The organism is Mucilaginibacter sp. (assembly GCF_028287845.1).
In the GTDB taxonomy this organism is placed as follows: domain Bacteria; phylum Bacteroidota; class Bacteroidia; order Sphingobacteriales; family Sphingobacteriaceae; genus Mucilaginibacter.
Map to the genome: position 1 here is coordinate 19,801 of NZ_JAQBOW010000041.1, position 20,744 is coordinate 40,544.

The 20,744-nt window shown below is 41.5% G+C and carries 17 protein-coding genes; 6 read left to right on the forward strand and 11 right to left on the reverse strand.

The genetic code is table 11. From position 1 onward, the window contains the following. Positions 1 to 11 precede the first annotated feature (11 nt). Entirely contained in the window at positions 12 to 1,415 is a 1,404-nt protein-coding gene (gene lpdA / locus JWP71_RS03800; RefSeq protein ID WP_299497321.1) for a dihydrolipoyl dehydrogenase, read from the reverse strand. 187 nt (positions 1,416 to 1,602) lie between these two features. Between lpdA and JWP71_RS03805 the strand changes: the two genes are divergently transcribed. From JWP71_RS03805 to JWP71_RS03815, 3 genes are all read left to right on the forward strand, one after another. Further along, on the forward strand, positions 1,603 to 3,501 hold the full coding sequence (locus JWP71_RS03805) for a CocE/NonD family hydrolase (protein ID WP_299497323.1): 1,899 nt from the start codon (positions 1,603 to 1,605) through the stop codon (positions 3,499 to 3,501). A 38-nt stretch (positions 3,502 to 3,539) separates the two neighbouring features. Further along, positions 3,540 to 5,222 carry a M1 family metallopeptidase gene (locus tag JWP71_RS03810; RefSeq protein ID WP_299497326.1) on the forward strand — a complete coding sequence of 561 codons (1,683 nt, stop codon included), beginning with the start codon at positions 3,540 to 3,542 and terminating at the stop codon, positions 5,220 to 5,222. A 65-nt stretch (positions 5,223 to 5,287) separates the two neighbouring features. After that, a complete protein-coding gene (locus JWP71_RS03815) occupies positions 5,288 to 6,010 on the forward strand; it encodes a head GIN domain-containing protein (RefSeq protein ID WP_299497328.1) in 723 nt (240 codons plus the stop codon). 148 nt (positions 6,011 to 6,158) lie between these two features. On the opposite strand, the gene JWP71_RS03820 is transcribed toward JWP71_RS03815, so the two are convergent. Genes JWP71_RS03820 through JWP71_RS03830 form a run of 3 tightly spaced genes read right to left on the reverse strand, consistent with a single transcriptional unit; the run spans position 6,159 to position 9,542 of the window. Beyond that, a complete protein-coding gene (locus JWP71_RS03820) occupies positions 6,159 to 7,190 on the reverse strand; it encodes a hypothetical protein (protein ID WP_299497330.1) in 1,032 nt (343 codons plus the stop codon). Between the two features lie 11 nt (positions 7,191 to 7,201). Further along, positions 7,202 to 8,914, reverse strand: a complete 1,713-nt coding sequence (locus JWP71_RS03825) for a glycosyltransferase family 39 protein (RefSeq protein ID WP_299497332.1) — start codon at positions 8,912 to 8,914, stop codon at positions 7,202 to 7,204. A gap of 52 nt (positions 8,915 to 8,966) precedes the next feature. Further along, on the reverse strand, positions 8,967 to 9,542 hold the full coding sequence (locus JWP71_RS03830; RefSeq protein WP_299497334.1) for a helix-turn-helix domain-containing protein: 576 nt from the start codon (positions 9,540 to 9,542) through the stop codon (positions 8,967 to 8,969). 110 nt (positions 9,543 to 9,652) lie between these two features. Here JWP71_RS03830 and JWP71_RS03835 point away from each other — a divergent pair, with 110 nt between their 5' ends. Then, complete coding sequence (locus JWP71_RS03835; protein WP_299497336.1) at positions 9,653 to 10,108, forward strand: DinB family protein; 456 nt, start codon at positions 9,653 to 9,655, stop codon at positions 10,106 to 10,108. Between the two features lie 62 nt (positions 10,109 to 10,170). On the opposite strand, the gene odhB is transcribed toward JWP71_RS03835, so the two are convergent. From odhB to JWP71_RS03855, 4 genes are all read right to left on the reverse strand, one after another. Further along, on the reverse strand, positions 10,171 to 11,412 hold the full coding sequence (gene odhB, locus JWP71_RS03840; protein WP_299497338.1) for a 2-oxoglutarate dehydrogenase complex dihydrolipoyllysine-residue succinyltransferase: 1,242 nt from the start codon (positions 11,410 to 11,412) through the stop codon (positions 10,171 to 10,173). 80 nt (positions 11,413 to 11,492) lie between these two features. Further along, positions 11,493 to 14,291 (reverse strand): 2-oxoglutarate dehydrogenase E1 component, encoded by a 2,799-nt coding sequence (locus JWP71_RS03845; protein WP_299497340.1) that lies wholly within the window; start codon positions 14,289 to 14,291, stop codon positions 11,493 to 11,495. Between the two features lie 109 nt (positions 14,292 to 14,400). Beyond that, a complete protein-coding gene (locus JWP71_RS03850) occupies positions 14,401 to 14,904 on the reverse strand; it encodes a GtrA family protein (RefSeq protein ID WP_299497343.1) in 504 nt (167 codons plus the stop codon). A gap of 369 nt (positions 14,905 to 15,273) precedes the next feature. Continuing rightward, complete coding sequence (locus JWP71_RS03855) at positions 15,274 to 16,566, reverse strand: DASH family cryptochrome (protein WP_299497345.1); 1,293 nt, start codon at positions 16,564 to 16,566, stop codon at positions 15,274 to 15,276. Between the two features lie 144 nt (positions 16,567 to 16,710). Here JWP71_RS03855 and JWP71_RS03860 point away from each other — a divergent pair, with 144 nt between their 5' ends. Both JWP71_RS03860 and JWP71_RS03865 read left to right on the forward strand, forming a co-directional pair. Beyond that, complete coding sequence (locus tag JWP71_RS03860) at positions 16,711 to 17,367, forward strand: HAD family phosphatase (protein ID WP_299497347.1); 657 nt, start codon at positions 16,711 to 16,713, stop codon at positions 17,365 to 17,367. Positions 17,368 to 17,402: 35 nt separating this feature from the next. Further along, positions 17,403 to 17,714 carry a Dabb family protein gene (locus JWP71_RS03865; RefSeq protein WP_299497349.1) on the forward strand — a complete coding sequence of 104 codons (312 nt, stop codon included), beginning with the start codon at positions 17,403 to 17,405 and terminating at the stop codon, positions 17,712 to 17,714. Positions 17,715 to 17,895: 181 nt separating this feature from the next. Here JWP71_RS03865 and JWP71_RS03870 read toward each other — a convergent pair whose 3' ends face one another. From JWP71_RS03870 to gap, 3 genes are all read right to left on the reverse strand, one after another. Further along, positions 17,896 to 19,086, reverse strand: coding sequence for a phosphoglycerate kinase (locus JWP71_RS03870; RefSeq protein ID WP_299497351.1), 1,191 nt, complete (start codon positions 19,084 to 19,086; stop codon positions 17,896 to 17,898). A gap of 160 nt (positions 19,087 to 19,246) precedes the next feature. Then, entirely contained in the window at positions 19,247 to 19,684 is a 438-nt protein-coding gene (locus JWP71_RS03875) for a GNAT family N-acetyltransferase (protein WP_299497353.1), read from the reverse strand. Then, a complete protein-coding gene (gene gap, locus JWP71_RS03880) occupies positions 19,681 to 20,676 on the reverse strand; it encodes a type I glyceraldehyde-3-phosphate dehydrogenase (protein ID WP_299497355.1) in 996 nt (331 codons plus the stop codon). Before gap ends, JWP71_RS03875 begins: the two co-directional genes overlap by 4 nt. Positions 20,677 to 20,744 lie beyond the last annotated feature (68 nt).

The following is a 20,744-nucleotide window of genomic DNA, read 5'->3' on the forward strand; positions in this document are numbered from 1 at the left end:
TGCTCACAAATTTAAATATGTATTGGCCTGTTATCCGTAGCGGCCAAACAAGCCTCACGCATGGCTTCTGTATAGGTTGGGTGCGCGTGGCTAATGCGTGATATATCTTCGGCGCTGGCACGGTACTCCATGGCTACAACAGCTTCAGCTATCATATCCGCGGCCCGCGGGCCAATCATGTGTACGCCTAAAATTTCGTCAGTAGCGGCATCAGCCAATACTTTTACAAAACCATCCATATCACCACTGGCTACCGCCCTGCCACTTGCACGGAACGGAAACGAACCTGTTTTATATTTTACTCCCTTTTCTTTTAACTGCTCCTCGGTTTGGCCCACTGCCGCAACTTCCGGCCAGGTATAAACTACGCCCGGTATCAGGTTGTAATTGATATGTGGTTTTTGTCCTACAATAGATTCGGCTACATAAGTGCCTTCATCTTCGGCTTTGTGAGCAAGCATAGCGCCACGTATCACATCGCCTATGGCATAAACACCTTTAACGCTGGTTTGCATATGCTCATCAACAGTAATTTTACGGCCGCGCTCTTCAACGGTAATACCAATTTTATCTAATCCTAAACTATCGGTATAAGCAACACGCCCAACAGCTACCAGGCAATAATCGCCTTTCAGCTCTTTCTTTTCGCCCTGCGGCGAATCGAACGTAACGGTTACTTCTTTACCTTTTACCGTAGCGCCGGTAACTTTATGGCCCAGGTAAAACTCCATGCCTTGTTTTTGTAATACCTTTTGTAATTCTTTACCCAGGCTTTTATCCATAGTTGGGATAATGCCATCCATAAATTCAATTACAGACACCTTTGCACCTAACCGTGCATAAACAGAGCCCAGCTCTAAACCAATAACACCGCCGCCAATTAATATGAGGTGCTTAGGTATTTCCGGAAGAGACAATGCCTCTGTAGAGGTTATAATACGTTTCTTATCTATCTTAATAAATGGCAGGCTTGATGGTTTTGAACCGGTAGCGATAATAATGTTTGCGCCGGTTATTTCCTGGGTAGTACCATCTTGTTTGGTGATAATGATGGTGTTTTTATCTTTAAAAGAACCCATGCCCTGGTAACCGTCTATTTTATTCTTTTTAAATAAAAAGCTGATACCCGCGGTATTTTTAGTTACTACATCTGCCTTGCGTTTCATCATCTGGGCTATATCAACCTTTAAATTACTTAGGTTGATGCCATGTGTTGCAAAAGCATGGCCGGCGTTGTAAAAATGTTCGGACGAATCCAATAATGCTTTTGAAGGAATACAGCCCACATTTAGGCAGGTGCCTCCATAAGTAGCGTATTTTTCAATACAAGCTGTTTTTAAACCAAGCTGGGCACAACGTATAGCGGCTACATAACCACCCGGACCAGAACCTATAACGATAACATCATATTGCATAGTAGTACTTTTTTGTGGCGCAAAGTTAAGTAAAATAGCAATTAGAGATTAGTTAATTAGTGATTAGTTGACTTAGTTTTTATAAAAAAAACCGCTTATCGCACAGAAATAATAAAAAACATTACATCTTATTATTTAAATGCATCAGTTTAATTAAATTAGCCTTTCAAACTGATCTCTTAAAACAATGAAAAGACTACTCCTCGCAATTTGCCTGGTAACGTGCTTTACCGGTATTTATGCCCAGCGCAGCGCTCAAATGTCTCCCGCTGCTACAGCTGAAGCTGCCTACGTTAAAGACCATTACGTTAAAACAGAACAAATGATACCCATGCGCGATGGCGCAAAACTGTTTTGCACCATTTATTCACCCAAAGACAAAAGTCAGAAATTTCCTATCCTCATGACCCGCACGCCTTATAGCGCGGGCCCTTATGGTGCTACTTATAAAAACTCGTTAGGGCAAGATACTGCCTTAACCCACGAGGGTTTTATTTTTGTTTATGAGGATGTGCGCGGCCGATATATGAGCGAAGGCGATTTTATAAATGTGCGCCCGCAAATAGATGCTGTTGCTAAAAAAGCAGGCGTAAAAACCGACGAAAGTACCGATACTTACGACACTATTGACTGGCTGATAAAAAATCTGCCAAATAATAATGGCCGTGTAGGTATAGAAGGTATTTCCTACCCGGGCTTTTACTCGACCGCTTCTTTACCAAATGCCCACCCGGCTTTAAAAGCAGTATCGCCACAGGCACCGGTTACCGAATGGTTCAAGGGTGACGACTTTCACCATAACGGTGTATTTTTTGAGATGGATGCTTTTGCGTTCCTGACCGCCTTTGGTGTACCGAGGCCAAAACCAGTGCCCCGTTATTTGAACGGGATACCCAATACTTATAAGGACAATTATAAATTTTACCTTGAAATGGGTGCCCTGCCTAATTTTAAAAAGAAATACCTGGGCGACTCGGTTAAGTTTTGGGATGATATGATGAACCACCCTAACTACGATTCGTTTTGGCAACGGATGAGCATATTGCCCCATTTAACCAACATTAAGCCAGCCGTATTAACAGTTGGCGGATTTTTTGATGCAGAGGATGCTTATGGCGCACAAAAGGTTTATAAAGCGATAGAAAAACAAAACCCCGGAGCTAAAAACATGCTGGTATTGGGGCCATGGTACCACGGTGGCTGGGAACGCAGCGAGGGCCGTTACTTTGGCGACCAGGATTTTGAATCGAATGCCAGTTTGTGGTTCCAGGAAAATGTGCAGTTGCCATTTTTTAATTATTACCTAAAAGATAAAGGCAAAATGGATCTGCCTGAAGCTACTATATTTATCAGCGGCGAAAACAAATGGCATAAGTTTGCTACATGGCCGCCAAAAAATACGGTCGAAAAAACTATTTACCTGCAGGCTAACGGCAAACTGTCGTTCACCGCACCAAAAGCTGCAACAAGCTTTGACGAGTATGTAAGCGACCCGGCCACACCGGTACCTTACCAGGATGGCGTGCAGCAGGCTCGTACCCGCGAGTATATGCTGGACGATCAACGCTTTGCATCGCGGAGGCCTGATGTTAAAACTTATCAAACAGATGCTTTGACAGAAGATATCACTTTAACCGGCCCGGTTATGGCAAACCTATTCTCGTCAACCACAGGTACTGATGCGGATTATGTAGTGAAACTGATTGACGTTTTCCCGGATGATTTCCCTAATACCGATCCAACCCCATACACCAAAAACGCGGTTATGGGTGGTTACCAGATGCTTATACGCGGTGAAATATTCAGGGGCCGTTTCCGTAATTCGTTTGAGCACCCGGAAGCATTTGTACCGGGTAAGGTTACTAATATAAAGTATGATTTGCCCGATGTTGGCCATACCTTTAAAAAGGGCCACCGCATTATGATACAGATACAAAACACGTGGTTCCCGCTTGGCGACCGCAACCCGCAAAAATTTGTCGATATTTATAAAGCTAAGGACTCGGACTTTCAAAAAGCTACCATCAGGATCTATCATGATGCAGCTGCGCCGTCAAGCGTAAAGGTTACCGTACTTGAGCCATAATAATTTATATTAAATTGCATTCATCTAAATAAATTAAAATGAAACTAAACAGGCTCTTTATTTTAGCCACCTTATTATTACCACTTGCAACACGGGCCCAACTTATGGTTCCTAAGGAGAAATTTACCCGCGCTGATTCTTTGCGCGGTTATCTTACGCCCTTGCGTACCTGCTATGATATTAATTATTATCACCTGGATGTGAAATTTGACATCGATAAAAAATTCATCAGCGGCAGCAACCAGTTTAAGTTTACTGCTACGCAGGATTTTACCAAATTGCAGTTTGACCTGTTTGCCAACCTTACGGTTGAAAAAGTTGTTTATAAGGGAAAAGAACTGCCCTATACCCGCGAGTTTAATGCGGTTTTTGTAACCTTCCCTCAAACCATAACAAAGGGTAGCAAAGATGAGTTTACGGTTTACTACTCGGGCAACCCAACCATTGCTAAAAATGCGCCCTGGGATGGTGGCGTAGTTTACAAAACGGATTCGCTGGGCAAGTCATGGGTGGCTACAGCCTGCCAGGGTGTAGGTGCAAGTATCTGGTGGCCCAATAAAGACCAGCAGGCTGATGAGGTTGACAGTATCCTGATAAGCATTAGCGTACCTAAGGGATTGAAAGACGTATCAAACGGCCGTTTACGTAAAGTAACCGACCTGAAAGATGGCTATACCCGGTTTGATTGGTTTGTGGCTAACCCTATAAATAACTATGATGTAGCCGCCAACATTGCAGATTATGCGCATTTCTCTGAAGTTTATAATGGCGAAAAAGGCAAGCTGACTACTGATTTTTGGGTACTGCAATATAACCTTGAAAAAGCTAAAAAACAATTTGCGGCAAACGTACCGCGCATGTTAAAAGCATTTGAGTATTGGTTTGGCCCGTATCCGTGGTATGAAGATGGTTATAAACTGGTTGAAACACCACACCTGGGCATGGAGCATCAAAGCGCTGTGGCTTATGGCAACCATTACGTTAATGGCTATTATGCCGCTAACCGGGGTAATCCAAGTGGCATTGATCTTTCGGGTACAGGATTAGGATTAACCTGGGATTACATCATCGTACACGAAAGCGGGCACGAATGGTTCGGTAATAATATAACATCCAAAGATATTGGCGACATGTGGATACATGAAAGCTTTACCGATTATTCTGAATCGTTGTTTATTGAAAACACAGCTGATAAACAGAAGGGCCAGGAATATGTTAATGGCTTACGCAAATCTATACAAAATACAACACCTGTAGTTGGGCCATATAACGTGAACAAGGAAGGCTCCGGCGATATGTATAATAAAGGCTCTGTGATTTTAAATATGATAAGAACTATTATTAATGATGATGAAAAATGGCGCGGTATATTACGTGGCTTAAACAAAACCTTTTATCACCAAACGGTTACTTATGACGATATTACCAGGTACATAAGCGATAAGGCCGGCATAAATTTACTGCCTGTTTTTGATCAGTACCTGCATTATCCTCATCTGCCGATAGTGGAGTTTGCCACTATTAACGGCAAACTAAACGCTAAATATATTGCAGATGCATTTGGATTTAATATGCCGTTAAAAGTTAAGATCAAAGGCGGCGAGTATAAATTTATTAAACCCGGAAAAGGGGTTTTTACCCCGGTAGGTATTGACGGTATTACTAAAGATAATTTAGAGGTTGATACCTTTAATTATTATGTTGGTGTAATTGTTGACTAATTTTGATTTGGGTGTAACGTTTTTCATAAATCTAACGTCCTATACAAAAACTAAACATAACTACCATGAAATTGATCAAAATTTTTATTGCGCTGGTACTGGTTACAGGCGCAGGGCAAACTTTTGCAAACGCTAATGTAAACAGCAACGAAATCCAGGATCGCCACCTTACAGGCTTTCACGCGGTTGACGTTTCCGGCTCATTTAATGTATATATTACCCAGGGGGCAACAGAATCTGTTAAGGTAGAAGCACCCGCTAATATAATACGCCATATTGCTACCGAAGTTAGGGGCGGCACATTAAACATTTTCAGCAAGGACCACTTTAGCTGGGGCAACCTGTTTGGCGGTGGTAACAGAAAGATAGTTATTTATGTTACCATTAAAGACGTTAACAGCATAGCCCTTACCGGTTCTGGCGATGTGTTTTTTAAAGAAGGAGTAAATGCTAACACTTTGCGCCTGGCGTTAACCGGGTCTGGTGATATTAATGGCAAAATTAACGTAAAGACCCTAGTTAGCGATATTACCGGATCTGGTGATATTAAAGTTTGGGGCCGTGCAGACAATTCAAAAATAAGTGTAACAGGCTCTGGCGATTATTCGGGCCGCGATCTTGTTACTGTAAATGCAGTGGCACATGTTGGCGGATCAGGCGATGCTTCTGTAAATGTAAACGGCAACCTTGAGGCCAGCGTTACCGGCTCGGGCGATGTGCATTATAGCGGCAACCCAAAGAGTGTTTCTAAATCAAAAACCGGCAGCGGGAGTATTGAGAAGAATTAGAGCGCGTCGGGATTATATATTAGGAGTATTCGAAAGATTTTAAAAATACCTTTTGTCATCCTGAATGTAGTGAAGGATCTTATTTAATCAATAAGTATAAACATTATGTTCAGAATGACAAATCAATCTTTCGGATACCCGCTATTACTTAATCCGCACTAAACCTCTTCAATACTTTCCTACCCAAATCATAGCTTATTCTAAAAGCTTCCTGATTATCATTCAAGTATCCCGGCGAGAAATGGAAACTGGCTATAAACTGCCCTTTTATGTTTTTGAATTTAAAGGGGGTGTAAATAACATCTATACGGTTATAGGTTGGTTTGGAGTAGTATGAGTCGCCATAATTAATATGGCTGCCTTGTCCGTGGTAAAACTCTTCGTATAACGCAAAACGATGATAGCCAAGGTATGCAGTAAACACAAACCCTGCCGGTGTTTTAAAGCCATCTACGCCACGCTCCCGCTCTAAAGAGAATAACCCCCCGGCTTCAAACGACAGGGAATCAAAAACCGTTTTATGACTAAAATCTAATCCCAGTTTTACCATACCACCGCCGTTATCGCTAATGTGGTCGTTAGGTAATAATACCTCTGCACCAGCATCATGCATCAGCAAAAAATAATGCGATACATAAAATGGCCCATAGGTATTTGGCTTATATTTACCCGAAAATCCAAATAAAAACTGCTCGCGCTGGGTAACCGTTTGTCTGCTTACCCAATCTATCCAGCCGGTTTCTGTAAAGTTTTCGTTTTGGTAGCGGGCCAGTAAGCCTTCTACATTTGGGCGGTAATAAAGCAGGGTATCATTTAATAAAGCACGGGGATAATCAGTTAATAAGCCTTCGCGCGGAAATTCGCCTGCATAAAAATTCCAGTTTTTACCGGTGTATTTATAGTATGCTACCGGGTCTACCTTACCAAAAAACGGAATGGCACCAAACTCATGCAGCGCGTTGGCGCCTACAATAAAGTGATTTAAGCTATCCAAGTTCAATCCAAAATCAATAGACGTACGTGTACCCGAATAGGTACGCGAACGCGGTATAAAGGCTTTATACTCCCGGTTATCTAAAAACCCAAGTCCGTTAAAATTAATGTCCAGATTTTGCTGTGCAATAGCCGCTGTACTTGTTATTGCCGAAATTATAAGGAGTATGTAAACCTTTTTAAACATAGATATCTTTTTTATTCAACTTCCAGATCAATAACCCGGCTATTCTTGCTCCCTTCAAACGGCGTGGTACGTATAGAAAACATCATTTCGTACTTGCCTTTTTGCGGTGCGATTAAATGGAAGGTGAAATGCGTGCTTTCACCGGGTTTTAAACTGATGTTATTAAAACTATCATCGCCCCGCTGCAATGATATTATACCATCATTCCTAAAAAAACAGGCGCCAAACACTACTTCATGCTTAGCACCAATATTGCTAAAATTTATGCCGTAAGGATATGGATTTGTAATGGTTAAATCAATATGCCTTTTTTCGCCTGAATGTAATTTTAATTGATGGTCGGCTGTCTCGATCTTTACCTTTTGATAGGTACGTAAATCATCTACCCACTCAACATACCAGCTCCAGTTTTGTGTTTTTATAGAATCGGTGGTAACAGTATTTGCCGAATCAATTAAATGCAATACACGCTGGTGCTGCATTTTCTCTTCGATGGGCCAAATATCAAACTGGGTTAAGCGATAGTATCTCGAATCGTATGAAAAACCTTTTAGTGTATTGGTGTAGTAATCATACTTAGATGGGTCCTGGAAACCGTTATCCATAATAACATAGGCATTACCTGCTTTTTGGTGTACCACATGCGCCCATTGTTTAAAACCGAAATAACTTTTTATCTGCCCTATCTGTAAAACAAATGGAAGCGAAAATATGATACTTATCCTAAACAATACAATTATGGCCATGTTGATTAACGCGACCCTGTAAAACCATGTCAACTTTATATTTGCCTGTTTGAATTTTATTAATGCCAGCATAACCAGCGGCGCAAAGGCTATTAGTGTCCAGTGCGGTTGGGCCTCGCCCCTAAAGGTGGACAGGAAAAAGAATATAAATGTGCCAATGCCGTTTACCAGTAAACACCTGGTAAAGGCATCCTTAATTTTAATGCTGAAAGCACTGTAAAATACAAACCAGCTAATGATTGGGCCGGCCATTAACAACTGCCCGGGGATATATAACCAGCTGTTGGAGGGATTGTACCTGGCTGCAGATCGCTCGTACAAATGATAATTAATAGATGGATAGCCATGATTTATTTGCCATAAAATATGTGGTATGTATAATACAACAGCCAATACCACAATTAAATAAAACGATGGTCGCTTTAATAACCTAATGTTACTTATAACGGTAAATGTAACCAGCAATACCGCATGGTATTTACTATATAGCATACAGGCCACAATTACTCCTAATATTAGCGCCAGCGACCACTTATCCTCATCAATATATTTTTGGTAGAAGTAGTAAAACAGCACTGCGAAAAAGAACAGCGGCGCATCCGGCGTAGTAGTAAAGCCATAAATATGAAATATGAGCGTGCCCGATACAATCAGTATAAACGCCCATACATCAACTGCGTATTTTTTAAGAATGAGCCATAATATGTAAACAGAAGCGCTGCTGGCTATGATGGTGATGAGGCGCAAACCCAACTCGTTATGCATTATACTATCGCCTGCCCGTATAAACAGGGCCACCATAGGCGGATGATCAAAATAACCCCAGTCTAAAAAGCGCGAATATATCCAGTAGTAAGCTTCGTCGGCATGAAGCTCAAGAGTGTAAGCTTGTATAAGATTTAAAACTGTCCAGCATATTAAAAAATACCATATTGGTTTATCAGACTGAACGGAATTATTTACAGCATTATCGGGCATTATATAACAACAGATTTTTTGTCGTAAAGGTATAAAACCTGTTGCTTAAAAGTTATTTTAAAAATCTAACCGCCATAAAGTATCTCCCAGGTTTTTCATACAGTACCCTTATGGCATTTATAACTATACTTACAAAATTTATCAGGTATAAGATGCCTGCAAAAAATAAAAAATAAAAAATTTCCTTTGCGCCTGCCCCACCCCAATGTGCATTTGCAATTAGGCACAAGTAACCAACTATTAGCAAAATACACCAGGTGATCTGGAAATTAAGTAAGTTTCTGCCCATATCGCCAACATTTTTAACCTTGTTCTTTTTCATCGCCCATAATATTAACGGAACGAATACCCCAAGAAAGGGGAACATCAAAAAGCTTAATGCCGATAAATTGAAGATAACAAGGAATAGTTTATCGCTTTTCTCTTCCCAAACGGTTAATTCTGCAGGGGTAATATTTAATGCTCCGGCCAGGCTTTGCAGCGTAAAGCCTCTTGGTTTTGCTTCGCCATTTTCTATTCGTTGTACGGTGCGTAGGCTTAACCTGGCATTATCGGCTAATTCGTTCTGAGAATAGCCTAACTGGGTACGCAATTCTTTTATTCTTTCAGATAGGTTAAGGTTTCTCATTTGTGATTTATTTGGTCATCAAAAGTAACTTAACTTGTGGTGTTTCTATGCGTCTTGTCCGCGTCATTCTTACGCCTTTTGCGTAATATTGAAAAAATAATATTACACCCATGACCAAATCAATCGAAATAATAAAAATGCCGAGGCTTAGCCTGGTTAAGCTTACCGAAGAGCTTACTATTGAGCAACTAAATAAAATTCCCGCGGGTTTTAATAATAACATAGCCTGGAACCTGGCGCATATGATTGCCGCGCAGCAAGGTTTATGCTATAGGCGCGCCGGAATAGATACCATAATAGATGAAGCTTTTTTCATGACCTACAAGCCCGATACCAAACCCGAAAAGTTTATTGATGCTGCCGAACTGGAAACTATAAAAGAGCTATTGATATCAACTATCGACCAATTAGAGATAGATATTAAAAATAACCTGTTCGTCAACTATACACCCTGGACAACCCGCTATGGTGTGGAGATAAATAACATTAACGAAGCCGTTAATTTTTTGCCGTTTCATGATGGGTTGCATGTGGGGTATATTATGGCGTTGAAGAGGGCTTTGTAAAATATTTAATAACAAAAAAGCCCGGAAAAACCGGGCTTTTTTGTTATTAAAAATAGAATTAATTACACGCCTAACAACAACCTTGCAGGATCTTCCAGCAACTGTTTAACCCTTACCAGGAAGCTTACCGATTCACGGCCATCAACAATGCGGTGATCGTAAGATAAGGCTACGTACATCATAGGGCGGATAACTACCTGGCCGTTTACGGCTACAGGGCGCTCAATAATGTTATGCATACCTAAAATAGCCGATTGCGGCGAGTTAATGATAGGTGTTGACAGCATAGAACCAAACACACCACCGTTGGTGATGGTAAATGTTCCGCCGGTCATTTCTTCTAATGATAATTTATTGTCGCGGGCCTTTCCTGCTAAAGCTACTACCGCTTTTTCAATTTCGGCAAGGCTCATGCCATCCGCGTTGCGGATAACCGGCACCACCAATCCTTTAGGGGCAGACACTGCTATAGAAATATCGGTAAAGTTGCTATATATTACTTCTTCGCCCTCTATACGTGCGCCAACCGAAGGCCATTCTTTTAACGCCTCGGTAACCGCTTTGGTGAAGAACGACATAAAGCCTAAGCCAACACCATGTTTTTCTTTAAATTTATCTTTGTATTTACTGCGTATCTCCATTATTGGCGACATATCCACTTCGTTAAAAGTAGTTAACATTGCTGTTTCGTTTTTAACGGCAACCAGGCGTCTGGCAACTGTTTTACGCAATGGCGACATTTTTTCGCGGCGCTCACTTCTTTCGCCAACCTTTACAGGGGTGGCGGGCGCAGGAGCCGGTGCAGCAGCTACAGCTGGTCTGTTTTGTGGATTTTCTGAAGCCTTATCTATTGATAATGCATCCTCTTTAGTGATACGGCCGTTAACGCCTGTACCTGTTAGAGCAGCCGGATCAACGCCTTTTTCGGCTAATATTTTTGCAGCAGCAGGCGATGGTGTGCCCGACGCGTATGTAGTTCCTTTTTCGGCAACGGCAGCAACCGGCGCGGCCTCTGCTTTTGCGGCAGGTGCAGCTTCAGCCTTAGGTGCAGGTGCCGCGGCGGCTCCTCCTCCATCCTCAATACTGCAAACAATAGCGCCGATGGCTAAAACATCACCCTCTTTTGCTATTGTTTTTAATACGCCCGCTTTTTCGGCAGTAAGCTCAAAAGTAGCTTTATCAGATTCCAGTTCGGCAATGGCTTCATCCATCGCTACGGTATCGCCGTCTTTTTTTAGCCAGCTTGATAAGGTTACCTCTGTAATTGATTCGCCTACCGGCGGAACTTTAATTTCTAAACTCATTTTGGTTAGTTGTAAGTTTTATAGATGAAAGATATGACAACTTTTTAAAAGTTGTCATATCTCTATAAGTTGTAAAGCTATTAATCAGCTCCGGCAACAGCCATTTTTTCGGCTGTTTTCTTAACTGTATCTTTTAATTTTTTGCCTGCAGGCGATTCAAAAGCTTTTGATATTATATATAATTGCTGCGCCGCATGCTGTTTGGCGAAGCCGGTAGCTGTACTGCTGCTTTCGTTACGTGATATAATATCAAATTTCAAAGCTTCTTCTGTACGTGATTTACGATACAGGTACGGCCATGCGCCCATGTTCTCAGGCTCTTCCTGTACCCATATAAAATCGGTCGCCTTGTTGTATTTAGCCCTGATTTTGGCTAACTGTTGTACTGGTGTTGGATACAATTGCTCCAAACGAACTATGGCTATATCTTTACGCTCATCAACCTGTTGTTTCTCTAACAAATCATAATATATCTTGCCAGAGCAGAACAGTACGCGTTTAACTTTTTTAGCATCCGCGTAAGTATCATCTATAACCTCTTTAAAAGTGTCATCAGTGAAATCTGCCAGAGGCGATACACATTTAGGATTACGCAATAAGCTCTTTGGTGTAAATATAATTAATGGCTTGCGGAAATCGCGGGCCAGCTGGCGACGCAATATGTGGAAGAAGTTAGCCGGAGTGGTACAATTTGCTACCTGGATATTATTATCGGCACAAAGCTCCATAAAACGCTCAATACGTGCTGATGAATGCTCAGGACCCTGGCCCTCATAACCATGAGGCAATAACATTACCAGGCCATTCCCCCGTTGCCATTTGGTTTCGGCACTTACTATGTATTGATCAACAATGGTTTGCGCGCCGTTAAAGAAATCGCCAAACTGTGCTTCCCATATAGTTAACGCGTTAGGATTTGCCAGGGCATAGCCATATTCAAAACCTAAAACACCATATTCTGATAATAATGAATTATATATGCTGAATTTTCCGCCGCCTATAGTATCCAGCGGCGTGTATTCGTTTTCCGAATCGGCCAGTGTTAATACCGCGTGGCGGTGCGAGAAAGTACCCCTCTTCACATCCTCGCCGCTTAAACGCACCGGGTGGCCATCTTTTAATAAACTACCATAAGCCATTAACTCGCCCATGGCCCAATCAAAAGTTTGGGTAGTGTTAACCATTTTGCTGCGTTCTTCAAACAGCTTTTCAATTTTCTTGAAAAACTCTTTGCCTTTAGGCAGGTCTGTTATTTTTTTACCAATAGTTAATAGTTCATCTTTAGATATAGCTGTATTTACAGGCACGTTAAAATCCGCATCGGTAGCTAGGTGTAATCCGTTCCAGGCACCTGCAAACATGGGTATAGATTCTGTAAACTTGTCTTCCGCTTTTGACTCGTTCAGCTCTTGCTGCAATAAGCCGCGGAAATCCTTCTCCATTTCCTTTACCTCGGCATCATTAATAACGCCTTCGGCCATTAGCTTGCTCAAATAAACCTCGCGCGGATTTGGATGCGCCTCAATAGCTTTGTACAATACAGGCTGGGTAAACTTAGGCTCATCCGCCTCATTGTGGCCATACCGGCGGTAACATAATATATCTATAAACACGTCGTCATGAAAAACCTGACGATACTCCATAGCCATGTTAATTACATAGGCCAAAGCCTCGACATCATCACCATTAACATGGAAAACCGGCGATAAAACCGTTTTTGCCACATCGGTACAATAAGTACTTGAGCGGGCATCAATAAAGTTGGTGGTAAAACCAATCTGGTTATTAATAACCAGGTGAATGGTGCCGCCTGTGCGGTAGCCATCCAGTTTTTCCATTTGTAAAACTTCATATACAATACCCTGGCCCGCTACAGAAGCATCGCCATGTATCAATATCGGCGCTATTTTGGTATGATCGCCGTTGTACTTAAAATCAATTTTTGAGCGGGTTAAACCTTCAACAACCGGATCGACCGCTTCTAAATGCGATGGATTAGGGCAAAGGCTTAAGTGTACTTTTTTACCATTTTCGGCCTCAACATCTGTAGAGAAACCTAAGTGATATTTAACGTCGCCACCCGCGGTCGAATCTTCATCATAATTTTTACCTTCAAACTCGGAGAATATCTCTTTGTAGGTTTTCTTCATGATATTTGCCAGCACGTTTAAGCGCCCGCGGTGAGCCATACCTATGGTAAATTCTTCAATACCTAAAGTGGCTCCCTTTTGGATAACAGAATCCATTGCAGGTATTAAAGCTTCGGCACCCTCTAACGAGAAGCGCTTTTGCCCAAGGAATTTTGTACCCAGAAAATTTTCGAAAATAACGGCTTCGCTCACTTTGCGCAACATCAGCTTTTTCTCATCCGCAGAAAACGAAGGCTTGTTACGCTGGCTTTCCATCCTGTCCTGAAACCATTTAACCTTTATAGGGTTACGTATGTAATGGTATTCTGTGCCTATTGTACCACAATAGGTTTCTTCAAGCATTTGAAGAATATCGCGCAATTTAGATGGCCCCATTCCAACTTCAACACCTGCATTAAATACAGTGTCAAGATCTGATTTAGCCAGGCCAAAGGTTTCCAGTTCTTTCCCCGGAAAATATTGACGACGATCACGTACCGGATTGGTTTTAGCAAACAGGTGCCCCCTGCCGCGGTAACCATCTATCATGTTGAGTACGTTGATCTCTTTTAAAAAGTGATCAGGTGTTTCGGCACTTACTGTAGGGGCCTGTGCCCCTCTACCAAAATCAAATCCTTCAAAGAATTTTTGCCAACCAAAATCAACCGATTGGGGGTCTTGTTTATAAGCTTCGTATAGAGAATCTATAAAAGCTGCATTGCCATTATTTATATAATTGAGGCTATCCATTGTAAAGCAGTCTTAAAACAATGCAAAAGTAAGCATAACGTATTAGAAACTTTTAATTTAATTGTAAATGATTTACTACGTTTCGCACAAAAAAGTGCCTAAACTGCCATTAATCGACAGTTATCCTTGTTTTAAAAAAGAAAAAGGTTTGACTGGCATAACTAAATACCGTAACAATAAGGGTGGTAATTATTTTTGAAGGAGTAGGATACCAACCAAGATACTCTACAAATAGTTTAAGCAATATGTAGTTGAACCCAATACAAATAAATGTTACAGTAGCATATCTTAGAAGTTGACTCCTTCGCCTTAAACCCGACTGTTGAAAAACAACGTAACGATTTAAATAAAATCCGGTTGGCAGGCTAATACATAAAGCCATAAATAGCGACGCGGTATGCGGGCTTAATGTTATGGTGCCAAGCACAAGATCATGCTTTTTCAAAATCAAGTTATAACTGATACTGAACAGTATAATATCAAGCAATGTGTTTGCACCACCGCAAGCGGCATACCTGAAAGTTTGCAGGGTAAAAATTCCTTTAAAAATGGGATAGAAAAAATCAACAATATTTAAAATGCCTTTTCTTACACGTCCGTGTATTTTCCTCATTTATTAGTGTTGATGGTAAGGATTAATGCAAAATTTTTTTGAGGAAAGTACCCAGGTAACCCAAGCCTTCAAAAAGCACCGCCAGCAGGCCTATGATTATTGTAAATTGTTCGAACGGGTTCATATATCAAATATACAACGGTTTTAACAGTTACCGTATTATTACCGTATGGTATTTTTTAGACGATGGATTGCGGCAATTGTTACAGGACGGCGGTGACTCACCCCGCCGACGCTACGCTGGGCGACCCTCTCCGCCTTTGGTGGAAAGAGGTTAGGAATATACCCATAAAAACAAAACCCTCTTTACCGCTTGCGGAAGAGAGAGGATGATCGAGCGAAGCGATGATCGGGTGAGTGACCGGCGCGCTACTCCACCGCCACTGTCTCGGGCAGCCATATACTTATAAAACCACTCTTGGTTTCCAGTTCGCTGGCCTGTTTGGTTATATTAAAATACCGATTATCGCGCGGGTCATGCCCCAGACCGGCTACAAAGGCCCAGTTGCCCCAATTACTTGCCGGCGAATAGTCTATTAGTTTCTCTTCAAAATAAGCTACGCCTTTTTTCCAGTCTATACCCAAATCGCGCACTAAATAGCCTGCCACCATTTGCCTGCTAAAATTGTTTATAAAACCCGTAGCATTTAACTCATGCATGCTGGCATCAATAAAGGGGATTCCTGTTTCACCTTTTTTCCAGGTTTCAAAAAGCGCATCCTGGCTAGCAGATGGTTGGGTTTCTGTATCATCATTTGCAAAAAACTCTTTTCCATGCTTTTTGAACATAAACCTAAAGTAATCGCGCCATAATAACTCTAACAATAATGCACCTGTGTGGATATGTGTTTCCTGTTCGTGTTTTATAACCGCCCAATATACCTGTCGCATAGATATACAGCCTAATGATATCCAGGGCGAAAGTTTAGAAGAATGATCGGCAGATACATTACGCCCCTTGCCTGTAGTAACTGCGTTACTGCAGGCAAAATATTCCTGCAAACGGGTTAAAGCACCTGTTTCTCCGCCTGTAAACTTTATAGTGGCACGCGGGTCATCAACCGGTTCATCCAAACCTAATTGCTGTAAGGTTGGCAATTCACCGGCATCAGCAATTTCGGGCGTATTAATATTTTCGGGAGTGTCAATACAATGGCGTACATTACTGTCGCGCTCTACCTTCTTTTTAAAGGTGGCAAAGCTATTGGGTATGTCTTTTATCGGGAAAGGCAGATCTTCTTTATGGTATAAAGTATGCCCTATAAAATGTTTAAGATTTAATCTTATTTTCCAGAGGGCGGCTTCTACCTGTTCAGATATATCGGTTTCTTCATAAGCTACCTCGCGATGGTGATATACCTCGTTCACCTGGTATGTTTCTGCCAGCTGGGGTAATATTTCGGCAGGGTTACCAGTGCGGATAATCAATTCGCTGCCAAGGGCCCGTAAGTTTTTGCGCAGATCGGCTACCGATTCTAAAAGGAAACGCGCTCTAAAATTGCCGGTCTTAGTGACCCCATCAGCCGTTTTTTGGAAATAATAAGGATCAAAACAATAAACAGGCAATACTTTATCTGCTTTACGTATAGCCTCTAATAATATTTCGTTATCATGGATACGCAAATCATTCCTAAACCAAACCAGTATTACTTTTTCACTCATATTTGCTACTACAAATTTGCAATTTATTTACTTTAATGTACGTTATATATCCAATATTTGACATGAAGCCAACATTTTTACTGTTGGATGAACAAAGCCCTGCCTGAATTATTCTAATTTAGCCAACTACAAAAACAGATTAATTTGAAAAAATTCGCGGCGATTTTTGACATGGACGGCACTATGGTTGATAATACCCCTTATCACCTAAAATCATGGCAAACGCTATTTAAAAAATACGACATGGGCGACCTTAGCCCTGAAACTTATTATACCCAAATAAGTGGTGTGCCCATTATGGATACCTTAAAAAGGCTTTTTCCAGATGCTGAGGAATCCCGGTTAAGAGGGCTGCTTCAGGAAAAGGAAGGACTTTATAAGCAACTATATGGCCCGTATGCTACGCCCATCAATGGACTGGAAAACTTTCTGATCGAATTAAAAAACGCCGGCATAAAATTGGCCATGGCATCATCGGCAACGATTGATGATATAGATTTTATATTGAGCCACGTACCTGTAAGAAATTATTTTGACGCTATTATTGATGGCAACCGGGTAAGCAAATCAAAACCTAATCCGCAGATATTTTTAAAGGCCGCCGATGATCTGGGCGTTAAACCCGAAGATTGCGTGGTGTTTGAAGATTCATTGGCCGGCATTAAAGCTGCCAACGCCGCCGGTATGAAAGTAATAGGTATAACAACCAGCCATCCGCCGGATAAACTGCAACCGGCCGACCTTATTATTGCTGATTACACGGCACTTGATTTTAAAAAATTGGCTGATCTGTTCAATTAGCTTTTATATATTTAACCGGTATTAAAAATAAAACCATGCAACTAAAAAACACCTTTGTTCATCACGTACATTTTTGGCTTAAAGATAAAGCCGACCTGCAAAAGCTAATTGAAGGTTTAAATATATTGGCGTCCATTAGCCATGTGCGCAACATACATATCGGCATACCTGCCGACACCCACCGTAGCGTTGTAGAGCGATCTTATGATGCTTCGTTATTGATATTGTTTGATAACCAGGCCGAACATGACGCTTATCAAATACATCCCATACATGATGAGTTTGTAGCTAATTATGCGGGTCCGCTTTGTGAAAAAGTGGTGGTTACTGATGCGGTGAATATTTAGTTAAATACTCATTAGCGTGGCTAAAGCCTAAACAGTTTAAGCCGTACAGCGCGGGCAACAGGCAACGCAATAATTAAACAAAAAAGCAATCTCTATTGTGTAGAGATTGCTTTTTTTGTTGGTAAGGATGTGTGTTGGAATATCAGCGGTAAAATCTAATCGCTAATTAACTAATCACCAATTACTCATTTATAGCTTTAACGCCCGGCAATTCTTTGCCTTCCATATACTCCAGCAATGCGCCACCGCCGGTTGATACGTAGCTTACCTCCTTGGTTAAGTTAAATTTTGATACCGCTGCTGCCGAGTCGCCGCCGCCGATAAGGGAGAATGCACCTTTATCTGTTGCTTTTACTACGGCATTGGCAATGGCTTTGGTACCTATCAAAAACTTCTCCATCTCGAAAACTCCCATCGGGCCGTTCCATAAAATAGTTTTTGATTCTTCTACCACCTTGCTAAACAGCTTAACGGTTTCGGGGCCAATATCTAAACCCATCCAACCATCGGGTATTTCGCCGGTTTTTGCGGTACCGGTGTTGGCATTATTGCTAAATGCGTCGGCAGTAACGTTATCTACAGGTAATAACAGGTTAACGCCTTTATCTTTTGCTTTTTGGATAAGGCTAAGCGCCAGGTCCTGCTTATCCAACTCTACCAGTGAGGTACCGATACTGCCACCTTGCGCTTTAGCAAAGGTATAAGCCATACCACCACCTATAATAAGGTTATCTACCTTATCCAGTAGTTTTTCTATTAGCTCAATTTTATCAGATACTTTAGAGCCGCCCATAATAGCGGTAAAAGGTTTTTCGGCACCGTTTAGTATTTTCTCTGCGTTGGCAAGCTCTGCTCCCATAAGGTAACCAAAGTACTTGGCATCCGGGAAAAACTGTGCTATAACAGCAGTTGAGGCGTGTGCGCGGTGCGCGGTGCCAAAGGCATCGTTTACATAAACATCGCCAAGGGCAGCCAATTTTTTGGCAAATTCTGCATCGCCTTTTTCTTCTTCTTTATAAAAGCGCAGGTTCTCTAATAACAGTACCTCGCCTTTTGATAATGCTTTGGCTTTAGCCACTGCATCGGTACCAATACAATCATCGGCAAACTCTACCTGCTGGCCCAACAAGTCAGACAGGTGCGGTATCAAGTGCTTTAATGAATCGTTTTCGTTAGGGCCATTCTTTGGCCTGCCCAGGTGCGACATCAGGATAACTGCGCCGCCATCAGTGAGTATTTTTTTAATGGTTGGCAGGGCGGCAGTCATGCGGTTATCATCAGTAATATTATGATTTTCATCAAGGGGTACATTAAAATCTACCCGTATAAGCGCTTTTTTTCCTGTAAATTTAATCAGATCTATAGTTTTCATAGTATATCCTCGGTTGTAAAGGCCGCCAAATTCAGCATTTTATTCTAAACTATGAAACTCAAAAACGAAAAAGGTGTTTTAATTTAAGGTAAAGGGTGAAAGGATAAAGCTAAAGATGTTATTTAATTAACATCTTTTTTACATTGATAAGGCCAGTCGATCATTTAATTTTAACATACAATACGTGATGCGGGCCGGTGCCGGGTATTTCAAACTCGGGCGATACGATTTCAAATCCTACTCCCTGATAAAATTTTACGGCCTTTTTGCGCCCGTTGCACCATATGTAATTGCCTTTTTGCCCCTGCAGATAAACAATGGCAAAATTTAGTAGCTGGCTGCCTATGCCTTGCCCCTGGTATTTGGCTATTGTAGCCACACCACGCACCTGGTAGCCGTTGCCGGCAAATTGGCCATAGCTTTGCGGATGGAAGGATGCTATACTTGCCAGTTGGCCTTTTATATAATAACCTAAATGAAAATTGTCCGCGGCGTTATCTGTTGGGAAACGGCATTCATCATCTTTTAAATTTTTTCCTTCACGTAATACAGCGTTGCGCACGGGCAATACCTCTTCGGCAGTAATAAATCTGATCATTTAGATAAGCGTATTTTTTCTACCAAATCAGCCAATCGGCTAGAGTAGCCCATTTCATTATCATACCAACCCACTACCTTTATCAATCCTCCAACTATTGATGTAAGCTGCGCATCAAACACACAGCTATGGGTATTGCCTATAATATCTGATGATACAATGGGGTCTTCGGTATATTCAAGTATATTTTTCATATCGCCTTCGGCAGCATTTTTAAAAGCCAGGTTTATTTCTTTTACAGTTGGTTGTATTTTTAAGGTACAGGTAAAATCAGTTAACGAGCCATTAAGCACAGGCACCCGTATGCCTGCACCACCTAATTTACCATCCAGATGCGGAAATATAGAAGTGATGGCTTTTGCAGCACCCGTAGTAGTTGGAATGATGGATGCCGAAGCGGCCCTGGCCCTGCGCAGGTCTTTATGTGAAGTATCATGCAGGCTTTGGTCGCCGGTCATGGAGTGTATGGTGGTTATATAGCCATCAATAATACCCCAGTTATCATCCAATATCTTCACCATAGCGGCAACGTTATTGGTTGTGCATGATGCGTTAGAGAGTATGGGCGAATGCAGATCAACAGCATCTTCATTAACACCTAATACAACGGTGGGCACACTTTTATCAGTTGATGGGGCAGAAATAATTACCTGCTTTGCCCCCGCTGCAAGATGCTTTTCTGCACCTTGCTTAGCAGTAAATTTACCTGTTGATTCTATTACCAGGTCAACATCGAGCTGATACCACGGTAAATACTCGGGATCACGCTCGGCTATAATTTTTATTTTATGATGGTTAACGTACAGGTTTTCATCATCAAAAGTAACCGTACCGATAAAACCATGATGAACAGAATCATACTTAAACAAATGCGCAAGGGTACGCGTATCTGACAGATCATTTATAGCCACAACCTCAATACCTGGTTTGGTTAAAATGCTTCGCAAAAATATGCGGCCTATTCTTCCAAATCCATTTATAGCTATCCTCATTTATATTTTAATTAACAGAGGTACAAAGTTAAACTAAAATTGATAAGATGCCTGTCTGCTATAAATTA